At 76.0% G+C, this 23,610-nt stretch carries 5 protein-coding genes; all 5 read right to left on the bottom strand.

The window, feature by feature from the left end:
- Positions 1-34: 34 nt before the first annotated feature.
- Complete coding sequence (locus tag ACFXOZ_RS32155; protein ID WP_380593546.1) at positions 35-9,088, bottom strand: SDR family NAD(P)-dependent oxidoreductase; 9,054 nt, start codon at positions 9,086-9,088, stop codon at positions 35-37.
- Positions 9,085-18,402, bottom strand: coding sequence for an amino acid adenylation domain-containing protein (locus tag ACFXOZ_RS32160; protein ID WP_380593547.1), 9,318 nt, complete (start codon positions 18,400-18,402; stop codon positions 9,085-9,087). Before ACFXOZ_RS32160 ends, ACFXOZ_RS32155 begins: the two co-directional genes overlap by 4 nt.
- Positions 18,399-19,601 (bottom strand): SRPBCC family protein, encoded by a 1,203-nt coding sequence (locus tag ACFXOZ_RS32165; RefSeq protein ID WP_380593548.1) that lies wholly within the window; start codon positions 19,599-19,601, stop codon positions 18,399-18,401. Before ACFXOZ_RS32165 ends, ACFXOZ_RS32160 begins: the two co-directional genes overlap by 4 nt.
- A gap of 74 nt (positions 19,602-19,675) precedes the next feature.
- Positions 19,676-20,932, bottom strand: coding sequence for an NAD(P)/FAD-dependent oxidoreductase (locus ACFXOZ_RS32170; RefSeq protein ID WP_380531934.1), 1,257 nt, complete (start codon positions 20,930-20,932; stop codon positions 19,676-19,678).
- A gap of 356 nt (positions 20,933-21,288) precedes the next feature.
- A partial coding sequence (locus tag ACFXOZ_RS32175) for a hypothetical protein (RefSeq protein ID WP_380593549.1) occupies positions 21,289-23,610 on the bottom strand: 2,322 nt, incomplete at its 5' end.

The raw sequence follows: 23,610 nt of genomic DNA on the forward strand, positions 1-23,610 counted from the left end.
TCGCAGGGGCGGTCGGTGGGGCGGTCGGTGGAGGTCACGGCGTCACCGGGCCCGGTCCGGCGCCGACCAGGGGCCGCAGCAGGGCCCGCAGCGCGGTGCTGCGGCCGTCGGCGTCGGGGGCGGGGACCGGGCGGTCCGGTCCCGGCTGGGCGGGGACGGTCACCGCGAGCTCGGCGGCGAGCACGGCGGCGAGGTCGTCGGCCGTACGGGTGCGCATCAGCAGCGACGGGTCGACGGTGCGTCCGGTGTGCCGTTCCAGGGCGGTGGCCAGTTCGGCGATCGCCAGCGAGTCGAGCCCGAGGCCGGGCAGGGCCCGCTCACCGGGGTCCTCGCCGAGGACCTGGACGAACGCCGCGCGGACGGCCTCGCGGGCTGCCGTGCGGTCCCGGCCGGTGACCGGCGCGGGGGCGGCGGGCACCGTCGCGGGGACGGCGGCGGGGATGACGACGCGGATCGGGGCCGGTTCCGGTGCCAGTGTCGGTGCCGGTACGGGCTGCGCGGTGGCGGTGGCGCGGCCGGGGAAGAGCACGGCGCCGCCGGTCAGTGCGTGGTCGAGGAAGGCGGCCTCCGCCTCCCCGGCATCGATGGCGTGGGCGGCGGCGAAGGAGGCGTCCGCGGCCATGCCGACCCCCGTCCAGTCCGGCCAGGCGTGGGCCGTGACGGTGGTTCCGGCAGTGCCGTTCTCCCGTTCGGCCAGGGCGAGTTGGTAGGCGTTGGCGAGGGCGTAGTCGACCAGTCCGCGCCCGGCCCGGGCCTGGGCACCGGCGATCGAGGACACCAGAACGGCGAAGTCCGCGCCGCGCTGCTGGGCGAGCCGGACGGCGTTCAGCGAACCGGCGACCTTCGGGGCCAGCACCCGGGCGGCGTCGCCCCAGGGGCGGCGGTGCATCGCGCCGAACGGGTTGACGCCGCCGGCTCCGTGCACCACACCGCGCAACCGGCCCCAACGGGCGCCCAGTTCGTCGGCGACGGCCGCGAGCGCCGAGGCGTCGGCCGTGTCGCACGGCCGGTACGCCACCTCCGCCGGGCCCGCCAGCTCGCGCAGCGCGGCGGAGCGCCCGGGGTCGAGCGGGGACCGGCCGACGATGCCGATGCGGCGGGCGCCGCGCTCGATCAGCCGGGCGACCAGGCGTCGGCCGACGGCACCGAGCCCGCCGGTGACCAGCAGGTAACCGTCCCCGGACAGGCCGCAGTTCGGCCCGGGCGCCGCGTCGGCGGACTGCGGGGCGTAGCGGACACCGCCGCGGTACGCCACGACCGTGGCAGCGCCGTGCTCGCCGTGCTCGCCGTTCGGGGCGTCCGGGCCGTGGCCCAGGGCCGCGTACTCGTCGGCGAGTTGCCGGGCCCACGCCTCGGCCGGATCGGCCGCGTCCAGGTGGACGATCGCGCCGGACCTCCGGCTCTCGGCGCAGGCCGCGGCCACCGCCGCGGCCTCGGCGGCCCGTACCGGGCGCAGCGCGGCACGCTCCCCGGGGTGCACGGCGGCGCTGTGGCAGCCGGCCCACAGGATGCGGCCGTGTGGCGGCAGCTCCCGGATCTGGTCGCCGAGTTCCTTCCAGAAGGGCCCCAGCTCCTCGCCGTCGCCACCGTCGGCGTCGTCGGAGGCGTCGATCATGAGGACGGTGTCGGCGGCCCGGCCGGGCTCGGCCAGGCGCGCGCCGCGGGCACGGAGTTCGGCCTCGATCAGCTGCCCGAGGGCTCGGTCGGCGCCGACCAGCCGGACGGTACCGGAGGCCACCGTCGGGGCGGCCGTCGCGGCGGCCGGCTCCTGGGAGTGCCACGCGGTGCGCAGGGCCTGGGCGCCGGTGGGCCGGGGGGCTTCACCGGTACGGGGCTCGCCGGTGCGGGTCCGCCAGTAGGTGTCCGGGGCGAACGGGTAGGTCGGCAGGTCAATGGTGCGGGCGCCGGGGATACCGAGCGCGGACCGCTCGGCGGCGGCGGCCGGTTCCTGGTCGGCGTGGGTGACGGGCACCCGGCCGGCGGCGACGGCGCGCAGGGCGGTGGCGAGCTCGGCGGCGTCACGGCCGTGGACGGCCGTCCGCCATTCCTGCGGGGAGCGGCCGGTGTTGGCCGTGCGGCACAGGTCGGCGGTCTCCCACGGGTCGCGGACCGCCTCGAACCGCTCGGCGTAGGCGGCGGCCAGGGTGCGGACGGTGTTCTCGTCGGCGGCCGTCACCCGCACCAGGTGGCTGCCGGGCGGCAGCGGCGCGCGGACGGGGAGGGCGGGCGGCTCCTCGACGATGACGTGGGCGTTGACGCCTCCCATCCCGAAGGAGCTCACGGCCGCCCGGCGGGCCTGCTCCCCGCGCGGCCAGGGGCGGGCGCGGTCGGCCAGGTAGAACGGCGAACTCTCGAACGTCACATGGTCGTTGGGCCGCCGGACGTGCAACGAGGGCGGGATCGTGCCGTGTTCCATCGCGAGCAGGACCTTGACCAGGCCGGCCAGTCCGGCGGCCGGCTCCAGGTGCCCGATGTTGGACTTCACCGAGCCGAGCGCGCAGAACTGCGCGCGGTCGGTGTGCTCGCGCCAGGCCCGGGTCAGCCCCTCCACCTCGATCGGGTCACCCAGCTTGGTGCCGGTGCCGTGCGCCTCGACCAGGCCGATCGACTCGGGCGACACCCCCGCCTCGCGAAGCGCCGAGGCCACCACGTCCTCCTGTCCCGAACTGCTCGGCACCGTCAGGCCGCTGGTGCGGCCGCCGTGGTTGACGGCACTGCCGCGGATGACCCCGCGGATCCGGTCGCCGTCGCGCAGCGCCGCCGCCAGCGGTTTCAGCACCACCGACACCACGCCCTCGCCCGGCACGAAGCCGTCGGCGGTCGCGTCGAACGCCCGCACCAGGCCGGTCGGGGAGAGTGCGCGCAGACTGGTCATCGCGGTGTAGTGCAGCGGCGACAGCCCGACCCGCACCCCGGCGACGATCGCCTGCCCGCACTCGCCCACCCGCAGCGAGCGCACGGCGGTGTGCAGGGCGACCAGCGAGGAGGAGCACAAGGTGTCGATCGTCATGCTCGGACCGCGCAGGTCCAGGAAGTGGCTCAGCCGGTTGGCCAGGAAGGCGTTGTGGTTGCCCAGGCCGCTGTGGGCGTCCAGCTCCGGCGCGAGGTTGTACTCGCGGTAGTGCTGGTAACTGGCGCCCACGAACACGCCGGTGTCGCGGTCGAGGCCGCGCGGCGGCAGACCGGCCGACTCCAGCGCCTCCCAGGTCGTCCGCAGCAGCCAGCGGACCTGGGGGTCCAGGACCTCGGCCTGCTTGGGGAAGAAGTCGAAGAACCGGGCGTCGAACTCCTCGACGTTGTCGAGGAATCCGCCCACGTCGCCCGTCCGCACGGCCGCGGAGCCGTTCCAGCGGTGGGCGGGAGCCGGGCCGAGGGCGCTGCCCGCATCGGCGAGCAGCGACCAGAGCGCGTCCTCGTCCCGGGCGCCGGGCAGCGCGAGGGCGAAGCCGATGACGGCGATGTCCTTCGAGTCCGCCTCCGGCTCCGTGACGGCCGGCGCCTCCGCCGGTTCAGCGGTGCCGTCAGCGCCCTGCCCGGCGACCGGCACGGCGGGGAACTGCCCGGCCAGGTAGGCCGCCAGGGAGCGGCAGTCGGGGTGCTCCAGCACCTCACCGGGGCTCAGCCGCAACCCGCGGGCCGCCTCCAGGTCCGCCGCGACGGCCGTCGCCAGCAGGGAGTCGAGCCCGACCGTGGAGAGCGGGGTGGTCGCGGTGATCGCCGGATCGCGGAAGGCGTCCCGGACGATGGCGAGGACGGCGGCCTCGACGGCCGCACCGTGCCCGTCCGGTACGGTCCGGACCGGCACCGGCGCTTCGGAGCCGGCCACGGCGGTCCCGGCCGCAGCAGTCCCGGCCGCAGCGGTCTCAGCCGCAGCGGTCTCGGCTGACGCCCGCGGCCCCTGCGCCGTCCGGTACTCGACGCCGGTGAGCCGGGCCAGCGCGGCGCCGTCGGCGGCGAGCAGCGTCGCGTCGCCCCGGCGGGCCCGGTCCGTCCCGGTGTCCTCGGCCTCCAGCAGCACGTAGGCGGTCCGGGCGGGGTCGCCCCACCGCTCGACCCGCCGGACGGACTCCGGCAGGTACGTCTCCGCGGCGGCGGACGGGTCCGCCAGGGTGAGCACGGCCATGCTCTGCAGGGCCGCGTCCAGCGCGACCACCGTCCGCTCCAGCGGCCCGGCCTCCGGCAGGTCGACGCGGGCGAGCACGCGGTCCGGTCCGTAGCGGACCTCGCCGAGCGAGCGCAGCGGCGCGTCGAGGTCCATGCCCTTCGCCGCGAACCAGGCGTACAGGCCGTCCGGTTCGAGGGTGCGGCCGAGGCGGGCGCGCAGGGCGTCGAGGTCCGCCGCGCGGGGGGCGCGGGCGGGTGCGGTGTCCGGGCCGGCCGGCTCGATGCGGGCGATGGTCCGCCCGCCGTGGCGGAAGGTGGCCGCTCCGGTGCGTGCCGGGTCGTCCAGGTCGCTGCCGAGCGGGCCCTCGCCGGTGCCCCGGCCGAGGAAGGCCGCCCGGTGCAGGAGGTGGGCCCGGTGCAGGGCGAGTGCCAGTGGCAGCGCGCCGGGCACGGTCGGTTCGCCGAGGACGCGGTGGGCGCGGGTCAGCCGGCGGGCGGTCTCGGCGGGGGCCCGGAAGGGGTAGGGCGGCAGGTCGGTGCGCCGGGCGGGCGCGCCCTGGTGGACGGCGCGCCAGTCGACGGTTCCGCCGCCGACGTGGTGCAGGGCCAGCGCGGTGCTCAGCCGCTGCTCGGGCAGGGGCAGCCGGGCCCGCAGGCGCTCGGCGCTCACGGTGGTGAACCGCGCGACCAGGTCGAGGAAGGCCTCGTCGGCGGGTGTCGCGGCGCCTTCCAGGGGCGCGTCGCCGCGCAAGGCCTGCGCCTGCCCGTCGCGCAGGTGGCGGGCCAGCCCGGCGGCCAGCTCTCCGGCGGTGGCGCCGAGGACGGCCAGCCGGTGGCGCCGGTGGTCGCGTCCCACGGCGGCCGAGCGGCAGAGCGCGGCGAGGTCGGTCGGGGTGTCGCCGCGCAGCAGGCGGAGCACGTCCGCGGCGCGGTGGGCCAGGGCCTCGGGGGTGTGCCCGGACAGCACGAGCAGGTGCTCGCCGAGTGCCTCGGGCGTCCCGCCCGGGGCGGCGGTCCGGTCGGCGGGCTGCGGCAGGTACTCCTCCACCACGAGGTGCGCGTTGGTGCCGCCCATGCCGAAGGCGCTGATCCCGGCCCGGCGCGGCCCCTCCCCGGACCACTCCACCGGCTCGGTCGGGATGACGAACGTCCCGTCGGCCAGGTCGAGTTGGGCACTCGGGGTGTCGAAGCCGGCCAGCGGCGGGATCTCCCGGTGGCGCAGGCAGAGCAGCACCTTGAGCAGGCCGGCCAGGCCGGCGGCCGGCTCCAGGTGGCCGATGTTGGCCTTGACGGAGCCGAGGTGGCAGGGGGCGCGGCGGTCCGGGTCGGCGCCGAACACGGCGGCCAGCGCGGCCGTCTCGATCGGATCGCCCAGCTGGGTGGCCGTGCCGTGCGCCTCGATCAGGGTGATCTCCGCCGGGGCCACCCCGGCGTCCGCCAGGGCCGCCCGGATCACCTCCGTCTGGGCCTCGCTGCGCGGCACCGGTAGGGCGCCGGCCCGGCCGCCGTGGTTGACGGCCGCACCGCGGATGACGCCTAGGACCCGGTCGCCGTCCCGCTCGGCGTCGGCCAGCGGCTTGAGCATGACGGCCACCGCGCCCTCGCCCGGGACGAAGCCGTCGGCCCGGGCGTCGAACGGACGGGGCAGGCCCTCGGACAGGGCGCCCAGCTGGCTGAGGCTGCGGTAGTACCACGGGGTCAGGCCGACGTGGCAGGCCGCGACGATCGCGGCGCCGCAGTGGCCGGCGCGCAGGGCGGCGACCGCCTGCTGGACGGCGACGAGGGCGGAGGAGCAGAGCGTGTCCACGGTCTGCGAGGGGCCCCGCAGGTCCAGGGCGTAGGAGATCCGGTTGGCCAGCAGGGCGTTCATGGAGCCGAGCGCGCTGTAGGGGCCGACGCTGTCCAGGCCCTGGGCGTCGCGGTGGTGGGTGTAGGTGGCGCCGACGAACACCCCGATGTCGCGGCGGTCGGCCAGGCCGCTCTCGTCGCGCACCGCCCAGGCGTGCTCCAGCAGCAGCTTCTGCTGGACGTCCAGTTCCTCGGCCTCGCGGACGGAGACGCCGAAGAACGCCGGGTCGAAGCGGTCGATGCCGGTGAGGAAGGCTCCGGTGCGGCAGTAGGTGCCGGTCTGGCGCGGGGCGCGCGGGCCGAAGTGGGCGTCGATGTCCCAGCGGTCGGCGGGGATCTCGGTGAAGGCGTGGCCGCCGGCGCGCAGCAGGGCCCACAGGCCGTCCTGGTCGGCGGCGCCGGGCAGGTCGCCGGAGGCGGCGACCACGGCGATGTCCCCGGGGCGAACGGCGGGGCGGTCGACGGGGCGGGCGGCGGGCGACGCCTCGGCCGTTTCCAGGACGGGAGCGGCGGCGGGAGCCGGTCCGGGGTCCGGCGCCGGGTCCGGCCCGGGGTCAGGATCGGCGGTCGGCGCGGTCGGCGCGGGCAGCGCCTCGGCCGCCCCGTACCGCTCGGTCAGCGCCTGCGCCAGCTCGGCGAAGCCGCCGTACTCCAGGAACAGGGTGGCGGGCAGGTGGATCCCCCACCGGCGGGACAGCTCCTCCGAGAGCTCGACGCTCGTGATGGAGCTCATCCCGTAGTCCGACAGCGGCGCGTCGCGGTCGAGGCGGGCCAGGCCGAGGCGCTCCGTCAGGAAGCCCTCCAGGGCCTGTTCGACGCGCTCGGGGCCGGCGCCCCCGGCGTGCAGCGCGGCGGGCGCGGGCAGTTCGTCGGCAGGTTCGGCACCCGGCAGCCGCGCGCCCGCGGGCTCGTCCTCGGGGAGGACCACCGAGGCGTCGGGGTGGGCGATGACGACCTGCCGGGTGTCCTCGCCCAGCACCGCCAGCAGGGCGTCCAGGGCCTCGGCGGTGCCCAGCGGCCGGACGCCGCGCCGGCGCAGCTGGTCGGCGACGGCGGTGCCCATGCCGACCTCGCCCCACAGGCCCCAGTCGACGCTCAGCCAGGGGCGGCCGTGCGCATGGGCGAAGGCGTCCAGGTAGGCGTTGGCGGCGGCGTACCCGGCCTGGCCGAGGTTGCCGAAGGTCCCGGAGACCGAGGCGAACAGCACGGCGAAGTCCAGGTCCGTTCCGGCGAGGGCGGCGGCGAGTTCGTGGACGCCGTCCACCTTGGGCCGCAGCACCGCGGCGAGGTCGGCGGGCGCGGCGGAGCGGATCAGGCCGTCCTTGAGGGTGCCGGCGGCGTGCACGACGCCGTGCAGTTCGCCGAAGTCCGCACGGATCCGGTCGACGACGGCGCCGAGTTCGCCCGGGGCGGTGATGTCGGCCGCGTACGAGACGACCGTGCAGCCGGGGAGGTCGGCGGCGGGGGCACCGGCGCCGCCGGAGCGGCTGACCAGCGCGACCAGGCCGGCGCCCTCCCGGGCGAGGCGGGCGGCCAGCTCGCGGCCCAGCCCGCCGTGCCCACCCAGCAGCAGGTAGCGGCCGCCGGGCCGGACCGGCCGCCCGCCCGGACGGGCCGGGCGGGTGCGCACCCGCACCGGTTCGTGGCGCACGCCCCGCCGGTAGGCGACCTCGGTGGGGCCGTCGCCGAGCTCGCCCGCCAACGCGTCGGCGGAGGCGCCGTCCAGGTCGATCAGGCGCGGGCGCAGCCCCGGGTACTCGATCGCGGCGGTGCGCACCAGGCCCCACAGCGCGGCGCGGGCGGGCACCGGGACGTCGCCGTCCACGACCGGCTGGCCGGACGCGGTCACCGCGAAGAAGCGGGCGTTGCGCCGGCGTTCGCCGAGGGTCCTGAGCGCGGCCAGGCAGCCGTGCAGGCCCTGGTCGAGTTCGGCCTGCCGCTCGCGCGCGGGCCCGGTGTTCCACAGGTGCACGACCCCGGTCACCGGCTCGCCCAGCGACTCCCACAGCCGGCGGAAGGACTCCTCGTCGGCGGCGGGCAGCAGGACGCGGTCGGCTCCGCCGGTGGCGGTGTCCGTGCCGAGGACGGCCTCCACCACGCGGGCGCCCTCCGCCCGCAGTCGGCGGGCGGTGCGCTCGGCGGGGTCGTCCCCGGCGGCGCCGTCGGCGGCGCCGTGGTGCAGCAGCACCCAGGTGCCCCCGGCCGGCTCGCGGACCGGGCCGGGCGTCTCGCGCCAGCGGATCCGGGAGAGCGGGTGGGCGGGGCCCGCCGCCCGCCCGGTGGTGCGGCGCATCCGCAGGCCGGTGAACTCGACGAGGACCTCGCCGGAGGGGCCGAGCAGCAGGGCGTCCGCCGTCGCGTAGGCGCCCTCGTCGCCGGTGCGGCGCACCAGCACGGTCGCGCCGCCCGTCCGTCCGGACAGTTCGGCGTGCACGGCGATCCGGGCGAGGCCGATCGGCAGCACGGGCCGCGGGCCGTCGGCGAGGTCCTGGAGCGCGCAGGCGGCGGCCTGGAACACGCCGTCCACCAGCAGCGGGTGGGCGTGCCAGGGCAGCGGTTCGGCGTCGGTGGCCAGTACGGCGCGGGCCGTGCCGTCCCCGACGGCCAGCTCGCGGACGGTGCGGAAGTCGGGCCCGTAGGCGAGGCCCTCGCGGGCCCAGCCCCGGTACAGCTCGGCCGGGTCGACCGTGCGCGGCGCGGTGACCTGCCAGGCCGTCGGGCCGGGGCTCCCGGCGCCGAGCAGGCGCCCCGTGCCGGTGGACAGGGCCTTGCGCTCACCCGCCAGGACGGTGCTCAGCTCGAAGCCGGTCCGGTCGGTCCCGGTGCGCCGCACGTCGAGGCGCACGGCGGCCGAGGCGTCCTCGGCGAGGGTGAGCGGGCGCAGGAAGGCCACGTCGGTGAGCTCCGACGGTGCGAAGGGGCGCAGCCCGGCGATGCCCGCGAGGGCCATCTCCAGCTGCACGGCGGCCGGCAGCAGGCCGAGGCCGTCGGCGCGGTGCTGGGCGATGAGGGGCTCGCGCCCGGCGAAGGTCTTCTCGTAGGTCTCGCGCGTCGCGTGGACGTCGTTCGTCCCGTGCGTCCCTCGGGTGTCGTTCGTCCCGTGGGTCGCGTGGGTGTCGGCTCGATGCGTCGTCACTGGCCCTCGTTCCCGTTCTCGTAACGGCGGTCGAACAGCGGGTGGCCGACGGCGCTCGCCGCGAGGCGGCGGGCGGGGGGCGCGGTCAGCTCCTGCCGGTGGAAGGGGTAGCCGGGGATGGTGGTGGTGCGCCGGTCCCGGCCGGCGTGCAGGGCGCTCCAGTCCAGGTCGGCACCGGTGCGGTTGTGGTGGGTGGTCAGGGCCGCGTGCAGCTGGGCCTGGTCGTCGCGGTCGCGGTGGAGGGTGGGGATCCAGGCCGGGTGCGGTTCGGCGAGGACGGTCCGGGCCAGCGGCAGCAGCTGGGGGTGCGGGCCGACCTCCCAGACGGTGTCCGGGGCGCCCTCGCCGAGCACGGCGAGGGCCTGGGCGAAGCGCACGGGCTCGCGGATCGCCGCCGCCCAGTGCTCGGGGTCGGTGGCGGTGGTGTCGGTGTGCCAGCGGCCGGTGAGGGTGGAGGCGAACGGGAGGGCCGGTGCCTTGAGCGGCGTCCGCGCGACGGCCTCCGCGAACGGCCGGACGGCCGGCTCCATCGCGGCGGAGTGGAAGGCGTGGCCGACGGCGAGCCGCTGGGTGCGGTGCGGGGTCCGCTCGCAGTACCGCGCGACGGCCTCGGCCGGGCCGGTGACCGTGTGCACCCGCGGCGCGTTGTACGCCGCGATCTCGACGCCGGGGTGGGCCCGCAGCTCCTCGACGAGGGTGTCCGCGTCGGTGTGGACGACGGCCATCGCCCCGCCCGCGCCGTGGCACTCCTGCATCAGGGCCCCGCGCAGCGCGGTCAGGCGCAGCAGGTCGGGCAGGTCGAGGACGCCGGCGGCCCAGCCCGCGGTGAGTTCGCCGAGGCTGTGGCCCGCGACGGCGTCGGGGTGCACGCCCGTTCCGGCGAGCAGCCGGACCAGGGCGACCTGGACGCTGACGATGGCGGGCTGCGCGTAGCGGGTCTCGTCCAGCAGGTGCCGGGCGTCGCCGTGGAGCAGGTCGGACAGCGGGACGTCGAGGTGCGGGCGCAGCAGGTCGGCGCATTCGTTCAGTGCGTCGCGGAAGGCCGGTTCGGTGGCGAGCAGGCCGCTCGCCATGGACCGGTACTGCGAGCCCTGGCCGGTGAACAGGAAGGCCGTGGTGGGCCGGCCGGTGGGCCGGACCGCCGGGGTGCGGCCGTCGGCGACCTCGGTGAGGCGCTCGGCCAGTTCGCGGGCGGTGCCGCCGTGCACGGCGACCCGCCAGCGGTGGGCGGCCCGGCCGGTGTTGGCGGTGTAGGCGATGTCGCCGAGTTCGTCGGCGGTCGCGGAGCCCAGGCGGTCGGCGTAGGCGGCGGCCAGGGTGCGGACGGCGTCCTGGTCGGCGGCCGTCACCCGGATCAGGTGGCTCTGCCGGGCCTCCGGGGTGCGGGCCGGGACGGCCGGCGGTTCCTCCACGATGACGTGGGCGTTGACGCCGCCCATGCCGAAGGCGCTGACCGCCGCCCGGCGCACCCGCCCGCCGCCGCGCGGCCAGTCGAGGGCGCGGTCGGCCAGGTAGAACGGCGAACCCTCGAACTTCACGTGGTCGTTGGGGCGGCGCAGGTGCAGCGAGGGCGGGATCGTGCCGTGTTCCATCGCGAGCAGGACCTTGACCAGGCCGGCCAGTCCGGCGGCCGGCTCCAGGTGCCCGATGTTGGACTTCACCGACCCGAGCGCGCAGAACTGCGCGCGGTCGGTGTACCGCCGCCAGGCCCGGGTCAGCCCCTCGACCTCGATCGGGTCGCCCAGGCCGGTTCCGGTGCCGTGGGCCTCCATCAGGTCGATCGTGTCCGGGGACACGCCGGCGTCCCGCAGCGCCGCCAGCACCACGTCCTCCTGGGCGCCGCTGCTCGGCACCGTCAAGCCGCTGGTGCGGCCGCCGTGGTTGACGGCGCTGCCGCGGATGACGCCCCGGATCCGGTCGCCGTCGCGCAGCGCCGCCGCCAGCGGTTTCAGCACCACCGACACCACGCCCTCGCCCGGCACGAAGCCGTCGGCGGCCGCGTCGAACGGCCGGATCGCGTCCGAGGGCGAGAACGACCGCAGCCGGGAGCCCAGTTGGAAGTACTGCGGCGACATGCCCAGGTGCACCCCGGCGACGATGGCCTGCTCGCACTCGCCCGCGCGCAGCGAGCGCACGGCGGTGTGCAGGGCGACCAGCGAGGAGGAGCACAAGGTGTCGATCGTCATGCTCGGACCGCGCAGGTCCAGGAAGTGGCTCAGCCGGTTGGCCAGGATCGCGTTGTGGTTGCCCAGCCCGGCGGCCGTCTCGACGACCTCGCCGACGACCATGTCCCGGTAGTGCTGGTAGCTGGCCCCCACGAACACGCCGGTGGAGGTCTGCTCCCGGCCGGCCGGGCCGGCGTCCTCCAGGGCGCGCCAGGCCGACTGGATCAGGTGGCGCTGCTGGGGGTCGATCCACTGGGCCTCGGCGGGCGAGAGGCGGAAGAACCCGGCGTCGAAGTCGGTCAGTCCGTCGACGAAGCCGGCCCGCCGCAGGTACACGGTGCCGGGCTCGCCCTCGGTGCCGTAGTACGCGTCGATGTCCCAGCGGGAGGCGGGCACTTCGCGCAGGCAGTCCTGGCCGTCGGTCAGGACGCGCCAGAGCTCGGCGGGGTTCGCGGCGTTCGGGAAGACGCCGTCGACGCCGATGACGGCGATGTCGTGGCGCTCGTCGTCGTGGCGGGGGCCGTCGTCACGGGGACCGTCGTCCTGGTGGTCGTCGCGCGGAGCGGCAGTAGCCGCGGGGGTCACGGGGACCTCCCTGGCCGCGGGGGCCTCGGTGCGCTCCGGCGGGGCAGCGGGGTCCGGCTCGGCCGGGCCGTCGGCGACGCCGTACTCCTCGCGCAGCGCGGCGGACAGCCGGTCGACCGTGCCGACCTCCAGCAGCAGCGTGATCGGGATGTCCACGTCCAGCCGGGACCGGATGTCCTGGGCCAGCGAGACGGCCAGGACCGAGTCGAGCCCCAGCTCCTGGAGCGGCCGGTCGCCTTCGAGGGTGTCGGCGTCCAGTTCCAGGGCGGACGCCACCCACTGGGCGAGCGTCGCTCGGAGGGCGCCGCCGGTCCGCCGGGGCGGGGGCGGCGGTGCGGTGGGCCGGGTGCCGCCGGTGGGCGCGGTCGCGGGTGCGCCGTGGGCGCTCTCCCGCCGCGGGTCGGGCTCGGGTGCCGGCCCCGGCGGGGTCGGCGAGATCCGCTTCCAGGTGATCCCGCGGGCCTCCAGCACGGGCTGGTCGCCGTCCAGGATCACCAGGCTCGCGCTGAGCAGCCCGGCGTCGGGGCCGGCCTCCCGGTCGCGTCGGGCGTGCACCCGGGCGGTGGCGGGCAGCGGGCCGCGGACGGTGAGCCGCTCGACGGCGAAGGGGACGTACAGTCCCCGCGCGCCGCAGGCGGCGAGCGCGACCTGGAAGGCGCCGTCGAGCAGCCGGGCGTCCAGCGGCCCGTACGGCCGGTCGTCGGCGCGGAGGGTGCCGACGGCCTGTCCGGGGGTGGTGGACAGCGCGGTGACGGTGCGGTAGCCGGGGCCGTAGTGCAGCCCGGCCTGTTCGTGGGCCCGGTACATCGCGTCGAGGTCCACGGGTGCCAGGCCGTGGGCGGCGGGCGGGGCGAGGGGGGACGGCGCCTCGGCGGCGGCCACCTCGCCATCGCAGACCAGTGCCCCGGCGGCGTTGCGGAACCGGACGGAGGGTCCGTCCTGCTCGGCCGTGAGGGTGTCGGCGCCTTCGACGGGCATCCGGAAGGTCAGGTCGCGCAGGGTGAAGCCGTCCCGGCCGAGGAGTTCGGCGACCCGGCCGGGGTACGCGGCGCCGGGCAGGGTCGGCCGCCCGAGCACGAGGTGCTCGGCGGCCTCGGGCTGCCCGTCCCAGCGGCGCACGGACGGACCGGCCGGCGCGGGCGCGGCAACGGGGACCGCTGCGGCCACGGGGGCGGGGGCCGGGGCCGGCCACAGGAAGCGCTCCTCGTGCGGTGCGGTCGGGAACCGCACGCCCGCCCGACCCGGGCCGGTGGACAGGTCCACCCCGGTGATGAACTGCCTTGCGGCGTCGTCGAGTTGCTCCCTGGAGGCGCCGGGGTCGAGCGGCTCCCGGCCGGCCCTGGCCGTGCCGGAGACCACGCCGGTGTGCAGCGAGCGCGAGGTGCCCGCCCCGGCCAGGAACAGCCGGAGCTTGTCGTCGAGCTGCTCCACGCCGTTCACCACGCAGGCGAGTCGGTGCGCCTGGGCCGGGCGGCGCAGGGCGGCCTCGCTCAGCGCGGCCAGCGGCGGGCAGTGCGGGGAGTCCAGCATCAGGACGAGCCGCTCGGCGAGGGTGCGCAAGGCCGCCTCCGAGCCGGCCGACAGGACGACCAGCCGGGGCCCGCCGTCCTGCACCGGGGCGGTGTCCGGCGCGGCCTCCAGCACGACGTGCGCGTTCACGCCGCCGAAGCCGAAGCTGCTGACGCCCGCCGCCTTCGGCCCGTCCCACGGCAGTGCCCGGTCGGCGACGACCAGCGGGGAGCCGGCGAAGTCGAACGCCCGGTTCGGGGTGCGGTAGTTGAGCGAGGGCGGGATGGTCGCCGCCTGGAGCGCGAGGACGGTCTTGATCAGGCCGGCGATGCCGGCGGCGGGCTCCAGGTGGCCGAGGTTGGTCTTCACCGATCCGACCGGGAGCGGCCGGGCCTCCTCCCGGCCCCGGCCGAGGACGGCGTGCAGGGCCTCCAGCTCGATCAGGTCGCCCAGCGGGGTGCCGGTGCCGTGCGCCTCGATGTAGCCGATGTCCTCGGCGGTGCGGCCGGCGGCGGCGAGGGCCTTGCGCAGCACCGCCTCCTGGGCGGGCTTGCTGGGCGCGGTGAGGAATCCGGCGCTGCCGCCGGTGTGGTTGACGGCGGTGCCGCGGATCACCGCGAGCACCGGGTCCCCGTCGTGCTCGGCGTCGGCGAGCCGCTTGAGGACGACCACGCCGCAGCCCTCACCCCGTACGTAGCCGTCCGCCGCCTCGTCGAAGGTGCGGCACCGCCCCTGCGGGGACAGCATGCCGGTGCGCGCGTAGGAGCGGGACTTGTCCGGGGTGAGCACCAGGTTGGCCGCGCCGACCACGGCGGCGTCGACGTCGCCCGCGCGCAGGTGCATGGCGGCCTGGTGCAGGGCGACCAGGGAGGAGGAGCAGGCGGTGTCCACCACGATGCTCGGTCCCGACCAGTCGAAGACGTGCGACAGCCGGTTGGCGATCATCGACATGGCGGTACCGGTGGCCGCGTGCGGGTCGGCGTGGCCGGTGCTGCGGGCGACCAGTTCGGGGAAGTCGCTGGCGATCGTGCCGACGAAGACGCCGGTGTCCGCGCCGAGCGAGGTGTGGTCGTGGCCGCAGCTCTCCAGCGCCTCGGCCGTGACACTGAGCAGCAGGCGCTGGAGCGGGTCCATCCGCCGGGCCTCGCGGTCGGTGAGGCCGAAGCGCGCGGGGTCGAAGTACTCGACGCCGTCGAGCCAGCCGGTCGGCACGTCGTCGGTGTCGGACCACAGCTCGGCCCAGCCGCGCCGCCCGGCCGGGGCCGGGCCGACGCCCGAGGCGCCGTCCATCAGGTTGCGCCAGAACTCGTCCGGGGTGGCGGCGCCGGGGAAGCGGCAGGCCATGCCGACGACGGCCAGCGCACCGTCCTCGGCCGGGCACGGGGCGGGCTGCGGCCGCGCGGCGGCGGGCGCCGGGGCCACGGGCGGGGCCTGCTCCCGGACGACGACCGGGGCCGGTACGGGGGCCGCAACGGCCTCGACCACGACCACGACCTCGGTCTCGGTCTCGGTCTCGGTCTCGGTCTCGGCCACCGGTACGGCCTCGACCACCGGTACGGGCAGGGCCACGGGCGCGGGCACGGTCGGTGCCGGTTCCCCCTCCCCCGCGCCCAGCAGCCGGGCCAGCTTGGCCGGCGTGCCGGTCGCGAAGACGTCCGCCGCGCTGATCCGCAGGCCCAGTGCCGTGCTCAGCTGCGCCGCGGCCACCGTGACGCTGGCCGAGTCGCCGCCGAGGTCGAAGAAGTTGTCGTCCGCGGTGAACTCGGTGTGCCCGAGCGTGGCGGCGAAGACCCGGGCGATCCCGGCGGTGCGGTCCTGCACCGCCGGGCGCGCCGGCTCCGCCCCGTCGGCCGCGCGGACGATGTTGTCCCGCTTCGGCTCGGGCAGCCGGGTGCGCGCGACCTTGCCGTTGTCGGTGAGCGGGAGGGCGTCGATGCGCACGTAGGCGTCGGGGACCATGTAGTCCGGCAGCGCGGCGCGCACGAAGGCGTCCAGCCGGGACTTGGTGGCCGTCGCTCCGCCGACCAGGTAGGCCGTCAGGCGCGGTTCGCCGCGCCCCTCGAAGCGGGCGGCGCCGACGACGGCCGCGGTGATGCCGTCGAAACGCTCCAGCACCCGCTCGATCTCGGCCGGTTCGATCCGGTTGCCGCGCACCTTCACCTGGGCGTCGGCCCGGCCCAGCCATTCGACGGCGCCGTCCGGGTGCAGCCGCACCTCGTCCCCGGTGCGGTACAGGCGTACGCCGCTGGTGGGGTGGACGACGAAGGCGTCCGCCGTGAGGTCCGGGCGGTGGGCGTAGCCGCGGGCGAGCCCGGCGCCGGAGAGGTGGAGGGCGCCGGTGCCGCCGGCCGGGACGGGCTCCGAGCGCTCGTCCAGGACGTGCAGCCGGAGGTTCGGCAGGGGTTCGCCGAGCGGCAGCAGGGCGTCGGTGTCGGTGACCCGGTGGCAGGAGACCCAGATGGTGGCCTCGGTCGGGCCGTAGAGGTTCCAGAGTTCCCGGGCGGAGGCGTGCAGCTGCCGGGCGACGCTCGCCGGCAGCGCCTCGCCGCCGGACAGGACGGTGAGCGAGGCGGGCGGGGTCCAGCCGGTCTCCAGCAGCAGGCGCCACAGGCTCGGGGTCGCCTGGGCGACGGTCACCTCGCCGGTCAGTTCGGCCAGCCGGTGCGGGTCGCGCGCGGTCTCGCGGGAGGCGAGGACGACGGTGGCGCCGAGCGTCAGCGGCAGGAGCAGCTCCAGCAGGGAGATGTCGAAGGCCACCGTGGTGTGCGCGAGCACCCGGGCGTCGGCCGGTACGGCCAGGCGGGTGCCGATGCCGGTGAGGAAGTTGGCCAGGGCGCCGTGCTCGACCTCGACGCCCTTGGGGTCGCCGGTGGATCCGCTGGTGAACAGCACGTACGCGAGGTCGCGGCCGCCGACCGGGGCCGGCACGGCCATCGCGGCGCCGTCCGCCTCCGGCACGCGCAGGGCGGCGCCGAGCGACCGGCCGAGGGCGTGGGTGCGGTCGTCGGTGAGGACCAGGTCGCAGCGGGCGACCTCGGTGTAGCGGCGCAGCCGGTCGGCCGGGTAGCCCGGGTCCAGCGGCAGGAAGGCGGCGCCGGCCCGCAGGACGCCGAGCAGGGCGGGCAGCAGGTGGGGGCCGCGTTCGGTCAGGATGCCGACCACCGAGCCGGGTTCGATGCCGTGGTCGTGGAGGCGGGCGGCGATCGCGTCCGCCCAGGCGTCGAGGTGGGCGTAGTCGAGGGTGCGGTCGCCGCAGCGCACGGCGACGGCGCGGGGCCGCTCGGCGACGGCGGCGGCCACCAGGTCGAGCACGGTCGGGCCCTCGGCGGCGTCCGATTCGGCCCCGGTCGCCGGAGCATCGGTGCTCGCACGTGCCGAGGCGTCCCCGGTGCGACCGCTCGCCACGGGCGTCCCGTCCTCGCCGTGGAACAGCGCGGCCAGGAAGAGGTCCTCGACCCGCTCGGTGAACGCCAGCGCCTCCTCGGAGTCCATGGCGGTCTCCCGGACGAACACCGTGGGCGGGCCGTCCTGCACGCACAGCAGCGCGACCTCGGTGTGCGGTTCGGCGGAGGCCTCCTCGCCCGCGCCGCGCTCCAGGACCATGACCCGGGTGAAGGCCGGCTCCCGCTCGCCCAGCGGGCGCCCGGCCAGGCCGAGCCGGGCCTCCAGGTCGGCGGCGTAGCCGCCCTTCTCGGCGGCCCGGTCGAGCTTGCGGCGCAGCGTCGCGGCGGTGTCCTCGGTGTCGAAGCGGACGGGGTGGCGGGCGGCGACGAGTCCGTGGGTGCGCTCGGCGAGGTCCCGCGCGGCGGACGGCGACCAGGCGAAGTCGAAGCCCCCGGGGGCGTCCTGACCGGCCGGGGCGTCCGTGCGCTCGGCGACCGTACGCCCGGCGTCCGCGCTCTCGGCGTCCGTACGCTCGGCGACCGCGCGCAGGAAGGCGCGGACGACCTCGACGGTGTCCTCGCGCGAGGCGGGGGTGAACGCCAGCTCGTAACGGCCGTAGTGGGCCGTGGCGGCGGTGAAGTCCCCGGCGGGCAGCCGGGCCGGGCGCAGGTCCGTCAGGCGGGCGCGCCACCAGGGCTCGTGGGGTCGCAGCTGCTCCTGGGCGGCGGCGAGGGCGGCGAGCAGGTCCTGCGGGGCGGGCGGCACCGGGGCGCCCTCGACGATGCCGAGGCACTGGGCGGCGGCCTGCCCGCTGAGGGCGGTACCGTCGACGGCGGTGAAGTCGCTGAGCACGAGGTCGGCGTCCGGTCCGGCCAGGGTCAGCGCGGAGGTGGTCACGGAGAGCGCGGTGGTGCCGGTGCGGGCGTCGGCGCGGGGGATCGAGCGGACCTGCCGGGTGAACACCGCGCCCTGCCCGGTGAGGTACACGGGCAGCCCGAGCGGGTTGGGGAAGGAGCCGTAGTCGAGGGCCTTGGCGGTGCGGACGGCTTCGGCGGCGGTGGTGCCGGCGTGGATGACGCCGCCGTCGGCCATCCGGGCGGCGCGGCGGTAGAAGCGGCGTTCGCGGCCGGCCGTGTCGACCGGTTCGGGCAGGGTGCCGGCCACCAGGTGCGGGACGAGGTCGCCGAACAGTTCGATGCCGGTCTCGGCCGTCTCGTAGGTCAGCGACAGGGCGGTGGAGTGCTCGCGGATCGGGAACCAGCGCTCCAGCAGCACGCTTCCGGCGTCGACGGTCTCCGTCATGCGGTGCCAGGTGGCGGCGTGGCGGGTGGCGCCCTCGTACAGCGCCCAGGCCGGGACGTGGCTGCCGGCGTAGCGGGGCAGCGGGCCGTCGTGGAAGTTGACGGCGGCGATCCTGGGCAGCGCGAGCACGTCCGCGGGCAGGATCCGGAAGTTGACGGTGCTGAGCAGGTAGTCGAACGGCCGTCGGGAGAGCAGCTCCCGGAGGTCGCCGCGCGGGTCGAGCAGCGGTATCCGGTGTTCGGCGGCCCAGGCGGCCGCGGCCGGGTCGTCGCTGAGGACGCCCTCGATGTGCACGCCGGCGTCGAGGAGCCGGGCGGCGCACGCGGTCAGGACCCGGGTGCCGCCGATGAGGTAGCAGTTCGTCGTCATGCGCGGGCCTCGGCGGCCGGGGCGGCGTCGGAGCTGACGGGAGGAGTTGTCGGGTCCATCTCAGCTGTCTGTTCCGCGACCCAGGCGTCGATTTGGGAGACCACCTCCTCGTCGAGGGAGAGCTGCCCGGGGGCCCAGTGCGGGTTCGCCAGGCCCCGGTGGGTGCGCTCGCACATCGCCCAGTCCTCGTAGTTGGCCTTGTCCCACAGCGCGAAGACGGCCTCGTGGGAGAAGTCCTCCTTGGCGGTCTCGGAGGGGTGGAAGAGCCAGAAGTGCCGGACCAGGCAGGTGCCGGGGCTCTCCGGCCAGACCCACTGCATCATCACGTAGTCGGCGGTGAAGCCGAACAGCAGGTTGGGCAGGATGGTGATCCAGTTGATCCGCTGCCGGTCGGCCTCGGGCACCAGCGGCATCGGTTCGCGGCGGCTGCGGCCGGTCATGGAGACGGAGTTGAAGCCGCCGCGGATCGACTGCCAGGCGCCGACGATGTCGCCCTGGAGGTCGTAGGTGCCGGCGTCGTCGAAGTCGGTGATCCGGTGCAGGTCCTTGTGGGCGGTCGGGAAGTGCAGGCTCTCGTTGACGTTGTGCGCGACGAGCTTCCAGTTGGAGGCGACCGGGTAGTCCTTGGCCTCCATGCACTCCAGTTCGTCCAGGTGGTAGACGCGGGCGAACTCGCCGAACTCGCCGAGGGATTCGTCCAGGTCCGGGGCGTCGTCGGAGAAGGCGATGAAGACGACGCCGTGCCGGATCTCGGTGCGGATCGGCAGCAGCCCGTTCTTCTCCTTGGCGAAGAAGTGGTCGAGGTAGGTGCCGTTGAGGCTCTTGAGCGCGCCGTTGCGGTCGTACACCCAGCAGTGGTAGAGGCAGACCAGGCTCTGCCGCCTGCCGGAGGCCTCCTCGACCAGCTTGTAGCCGCGGTGGCGGCAGTAGTTGTGGTAGGCCTGGATACCGTCGTCGCCGTGCAGCAGCAGGACGGATCCGGTACCGATGTTCAGGGTGCTGAACGCGCCCTTCTCCTTGAGTCGGGAGACGTGGTCCACGGGCAGCCAGCGGCGGCCGTAGATCCGCTCCATCTCCCTGCGGTGCTGCTCCTCGCCGGTGTAGAACTCGTGCGACCGGCCGGTCCCGCCGGTCTCGAAGTACGGTCTCTGCTCGGGCTGTTCGCTGATCAGGTCGTACATGCTGGCGGCATTGGTCATCTGCTGGCTCCCTCGGCGGACTGGAACGACTGCTGCGGCAGTGCTGTGACGGACCATCGGACGGGCGGGGCGGCTCAGCCCGCGGGGTCGTAGATCCGCTGGTCCTGCGGCACTCCGGCGCTGTCGTAGAGGCGCTCCAGGGCGTCCGGCGCGTAGATCTCGTACCCCTCGACGATGCCGCCGATCAGGCCGAGCATCCGATCGGTCCACTCCTGGGTGGCGCTCATCGCGGACATCGTGGCGCGGAAGAAGGGCGGCAGTTCGGTGAGTTCGCCGAGGGTGGTGGTGAAGTCGTAGACGTCGCCGCTCTCCTCGTCGCGGAGCTTGTTGTACTCCGCGAGCGCCTCCTCCATCGGCCGCTCCCCGGCCAGCCCCTGGTGGAGCCGGTCGGCCAGCAGCTGGCCGTGCAGGAAGGCGTCGGTGATGCCCCACCCGGTGTACGGGTCCTTGTGGTAGCCGGCGTCGCCGACCAGGGCCCAGCCCGGACCGTAGGCGCGGCGGTAGTAGTTGTCCGGGTAGCGCATCGGCTTGAAGTCCTCCACGCGCCGCCCCTGGTCCCGCAGTTGGACGCCCATCTCGGGGGACACGTCGTCGAACACGGCCTGGAAGCGGCCCTCGACGTCCTGGCGGAACTCCTTGAGCTGGCGGCGGGTGCAGATGGTCGCCAGCATCTGGAGCCCGTCGTTGGTCGGCCAGGTGCCGAACCAGCGCTCGTTCATGCCGGTCTTGTGGTGCAGGCCCCAGTCCTCCAGCCCGGTGTAGTAGGAGTAGTAGATGAACCCGGCGGCCGGGCGCACGTTGTAGAGCTCGGCTCCGGTGCGCTTGGCCACCGTCGAGTGGAAGCCGTCGGCGCCGACCACCACGGTCGAGCGGAACTCCCGCTCCGGGCCGTCGCCTTCGCGGCCGCGGATGCCGACCACCTGGTCGCCGTCGAAGACCAGGTCGGTCAGGGTGAAGCCCTCCAGCACCTCCGCGCCCGCCCGGCGGGCCGCGTTGACGAGGATCTCGTCGAGCACGGTGCGGCGCGGGCAGTAGACGGCGTCCACGCCGTCGACCGGCTCGGCGAAGCCGTTGAGCTCGATCCCGCGGTAGGCGTAGTGCATCGTGCGCAGCGCCGGCGTTCCGGCGCCGACGATCTCGTCGAGCAGCCCCCATTCCTTGAGCTTCAACAGCCCGGCCTGATGGATGTAGTGCGTCGACACGGAGTCGCTGGGAAACGAGGCCCGGTCCACCACCAGCACCCGGTGGCCCTGCCGGGACAGCAGCATGGCCAGCGGCGATCCGGCGCAGCGGGCACCGACAACAATGACGTCGTACACGAGATCCCCCACGGATTCGAATTGGTCACCCCACGGCGGCAACTGGCTCGCTCGAACACCCCGGCGACCGGCCCTCCGTATTGATCAGGAGGCTACGTAATCCCCTAGGGAAGGTCAAGAGTTGGTAGTGCCCAGGCAATTCCACGGCTGTCTACGCGCCTCACCACCGGTGACTTGTCCGACCAAAGACGGACATACCAGGGCACACATCTTGCTCACATTCCTGAGACATGTCATTTCTCTGATTACCCCGGTAATCACCGCCGGAAGGACCCCGGAATCACTGGGGTGAAGTAACTCGTGAAGTTCGCAGGGAAATCCGGCCGCGACGTGGCCGAAAATCACCGGAGCCGCCGGGCGACCGGCCGCTACGCCGACCCGGCCCCCCACCGCTCCTCCAACCGGGCCACGTGCCGGAGGGAGTACCTGCTGCCCAGCGCCGCGGACCGGCGGTACCAGGCGAGCGCCTCCGGGAGCCTGCCGACCTCGCGGAGCAGGTCGCCCATCTCGCGCAGCGCCCGGCGGTCGCCGTTGTCGACGCGGCCCTCCAGCCACGCGTAGGCATCGTCGAGCCGCCCCGCGTCCCAGAGCATCCAGACGGCCTCCCGGTAGGCGTCCCGGATCCGGCTGTCGGCCGCCCTCGCGTACCAGGTCAGCGCGGTGTCGATCCGCCCGGCCTCCTGGTGGAGGGCGGCGATGTGCAGCAGCGCGGAGTCGTCCCCGTGCCGGGAGGCCTCCCGGTACCAGTGCAGCGCCCGGGCCGGCTGCTTCCCCAGGCGGTAGAGCGCGGCCGCCTGGTGCATGGCCAGCACGTCGGACAGCTCCGCCGCCCGCAGGTAGTACGGCAGGGCGCCGTCGAGGTCGCCCTCGGCCTTCAACAGGTCGGCCAGCGGCCGCAGGGCCACCTTGTCGCCGCCGCGCACGGCGCGCCGGTACCACTCGATCGCCTCCTCGACCCGGTCCGCGGCCTGGAGGTGCTCCGCCGCCTCGCGCAGGGCGGTGGTGTCTCCGGCGGCCACCGCCTCCTCGTAGGAGCGCAGTCCGCCCTCCCGGTCACCGGTGGTCCAGCGCAGGTGGGCGGCCTCGCGGTGCGCCTTCTCGTCGCCGTCCCGCGCCCGGCCCTGCAACCACGCCAGGGCCTCGGGCGCCCGGCCGTGCCGACGCAGCACGGCCGCCGCCGAGCGCAGCGCCTGGCTCTTGCCACCCGTCTGGGCGGCGCGCTGGTAGAGGGTGATCGCCTCCTCGTCCTGCCCGTCGTGCTCCAGCTGGCGCGCCGCTTCCAGCGCGGCGTGGGTGTCGCCGGCGTCGGCGCGCTCGCGCAGCCAGGAGATCGCCTCGGCCAGGTCGCCGCTCTCGCTGAGCAGGCTCGCCGCCGACCGGACGGCCTGGCTGTCGCCGGCCTCCGCCGCGGCCTGGTACCAGGCCACCGCCTCCCGCGGGCGGCCGGTCTCGTGCAGGAGCCGCGCGCCCACCACGAGCGTGTCGGTGTCCCCGGTGGTCACGGCCGTGTGGAAGGAGTACGCGTTGACCACGGGGTGGGCGCCGTGGTTGCTGGCCAGGAACTGCACGGCCGTCTCCTTGGCGGTGGCCTGGGCCAGCGACAGCCGGGGGTCCCGGTGCGCCAGGGCGGCCAGCCCGAGCAGCTCACTGCCCGTCAGGGAGTTGGGGACGTTGACGCCCGCCTCCTCGATCAGCATCAGCGCGGCGGCGTTCGGGAGCTCCTCGCCCCCCTCCCCCGTCAGCATCCGGGCGGAGTCGGACACCGTCCCGATCACCAGGACCGGGGCGCGGCGGGTGTCGGACAGCGCCTGCCTGATCTCGTCGTGGATCCGCTGGGCCGTCACCCCCTGGACGGCGTCCAGGTAGCGGTCGATCCGGTCCAGCCACACCACCGTCCGCGGCCCGGCCCCCGCCAGCGCCTGGAGCACCTGCCCGGTGTCGGAGGGATTGGCCGGGTACCACAGCCGCCAGTCGGCGGGCAGCGACCGCACCGCCTCCCAGCAGCTGCGCGTCTTGCCGGTCGACGGTGCACCGCGCGCGATGACGATGCCGCTGTGCCCGCCGACCCCCAGCCGCACCACGTCCAGCAGCGCCCGGTCGTGCAGACGGTCCACGTACGGGGTCAGGGTCGGCAGGGTGGCGGGCATGTCCGGGAACGCGAAGGTCGGACGGACGCCGAGGGCGATCGGATCGAGCAGGTCCGCGACGGCGTGCCCGTACGGGGGCTCCGCCGCCGCCGCGATCCACAGGTTCCGGGCGCGCAGGGCGGCCTCCCCCGCCGCGACCGCCGCCCCGCCCCCCGCCATCCGGGCCAGCACCGACGCCACCGCCACCGCGTCGTGCGGGTTGGGCGGCAGCTGGGGCGAGCGCAGCAGGCGGCGGACGCTGTCCCGCTCCGGTGCGGCGGCGAGCGAGTCGTCCAGCCGGACGGCGCCCGCGATGTCCGCCAGGGACGGCGCGCCGGCCGCGAGGTACAGGTCGTGCAGGGCGTCCTTGAGGTCCCGCAGCGGCCCCGGCGGCGCCCACGGACGGGTCAGCAGCCGCGGGCGCCGCCGCCCCTCCCCGGGGGGGGGGGGGGCGGCGCCCCGCCGGCGGCGCGGCCCCCCCCCCCGCCCCGGGGGCCGGGCGCGGGCCCCGCCGCGGCCTCCGGCGGCGACGTGGCGGGCGACCTGCGCCGGGCCCGGGCGCTG

Source organism: Kitasatospora sp. NPDC059160 (assembly GCF_042755465.1).
Classification (GTDB): domain Bacteria; phylum Actinomycetota; class Actinomycetes; order Streptomycetales; family Streptomycetaceae; genus Kitasatospora.

Bases quoted from the DNA above. Each gene is read 5' to 3' on its own strand.
- ACFXOZ_RS32160 (WP_380593547.1), bottom strand. From the start codon at position 18,402: ATGACGACGAACTGCTACCTCATCGGCGGCACCCGGGTCCTGACCGCG.
- ACFXOZ_RS32165 (WP_380593548.1), bottom strand. From the start codon at position 19,601: ATGACCAATGCCGCCAGCATGTACGACCTGATCAGCGAACAGCCCGAG.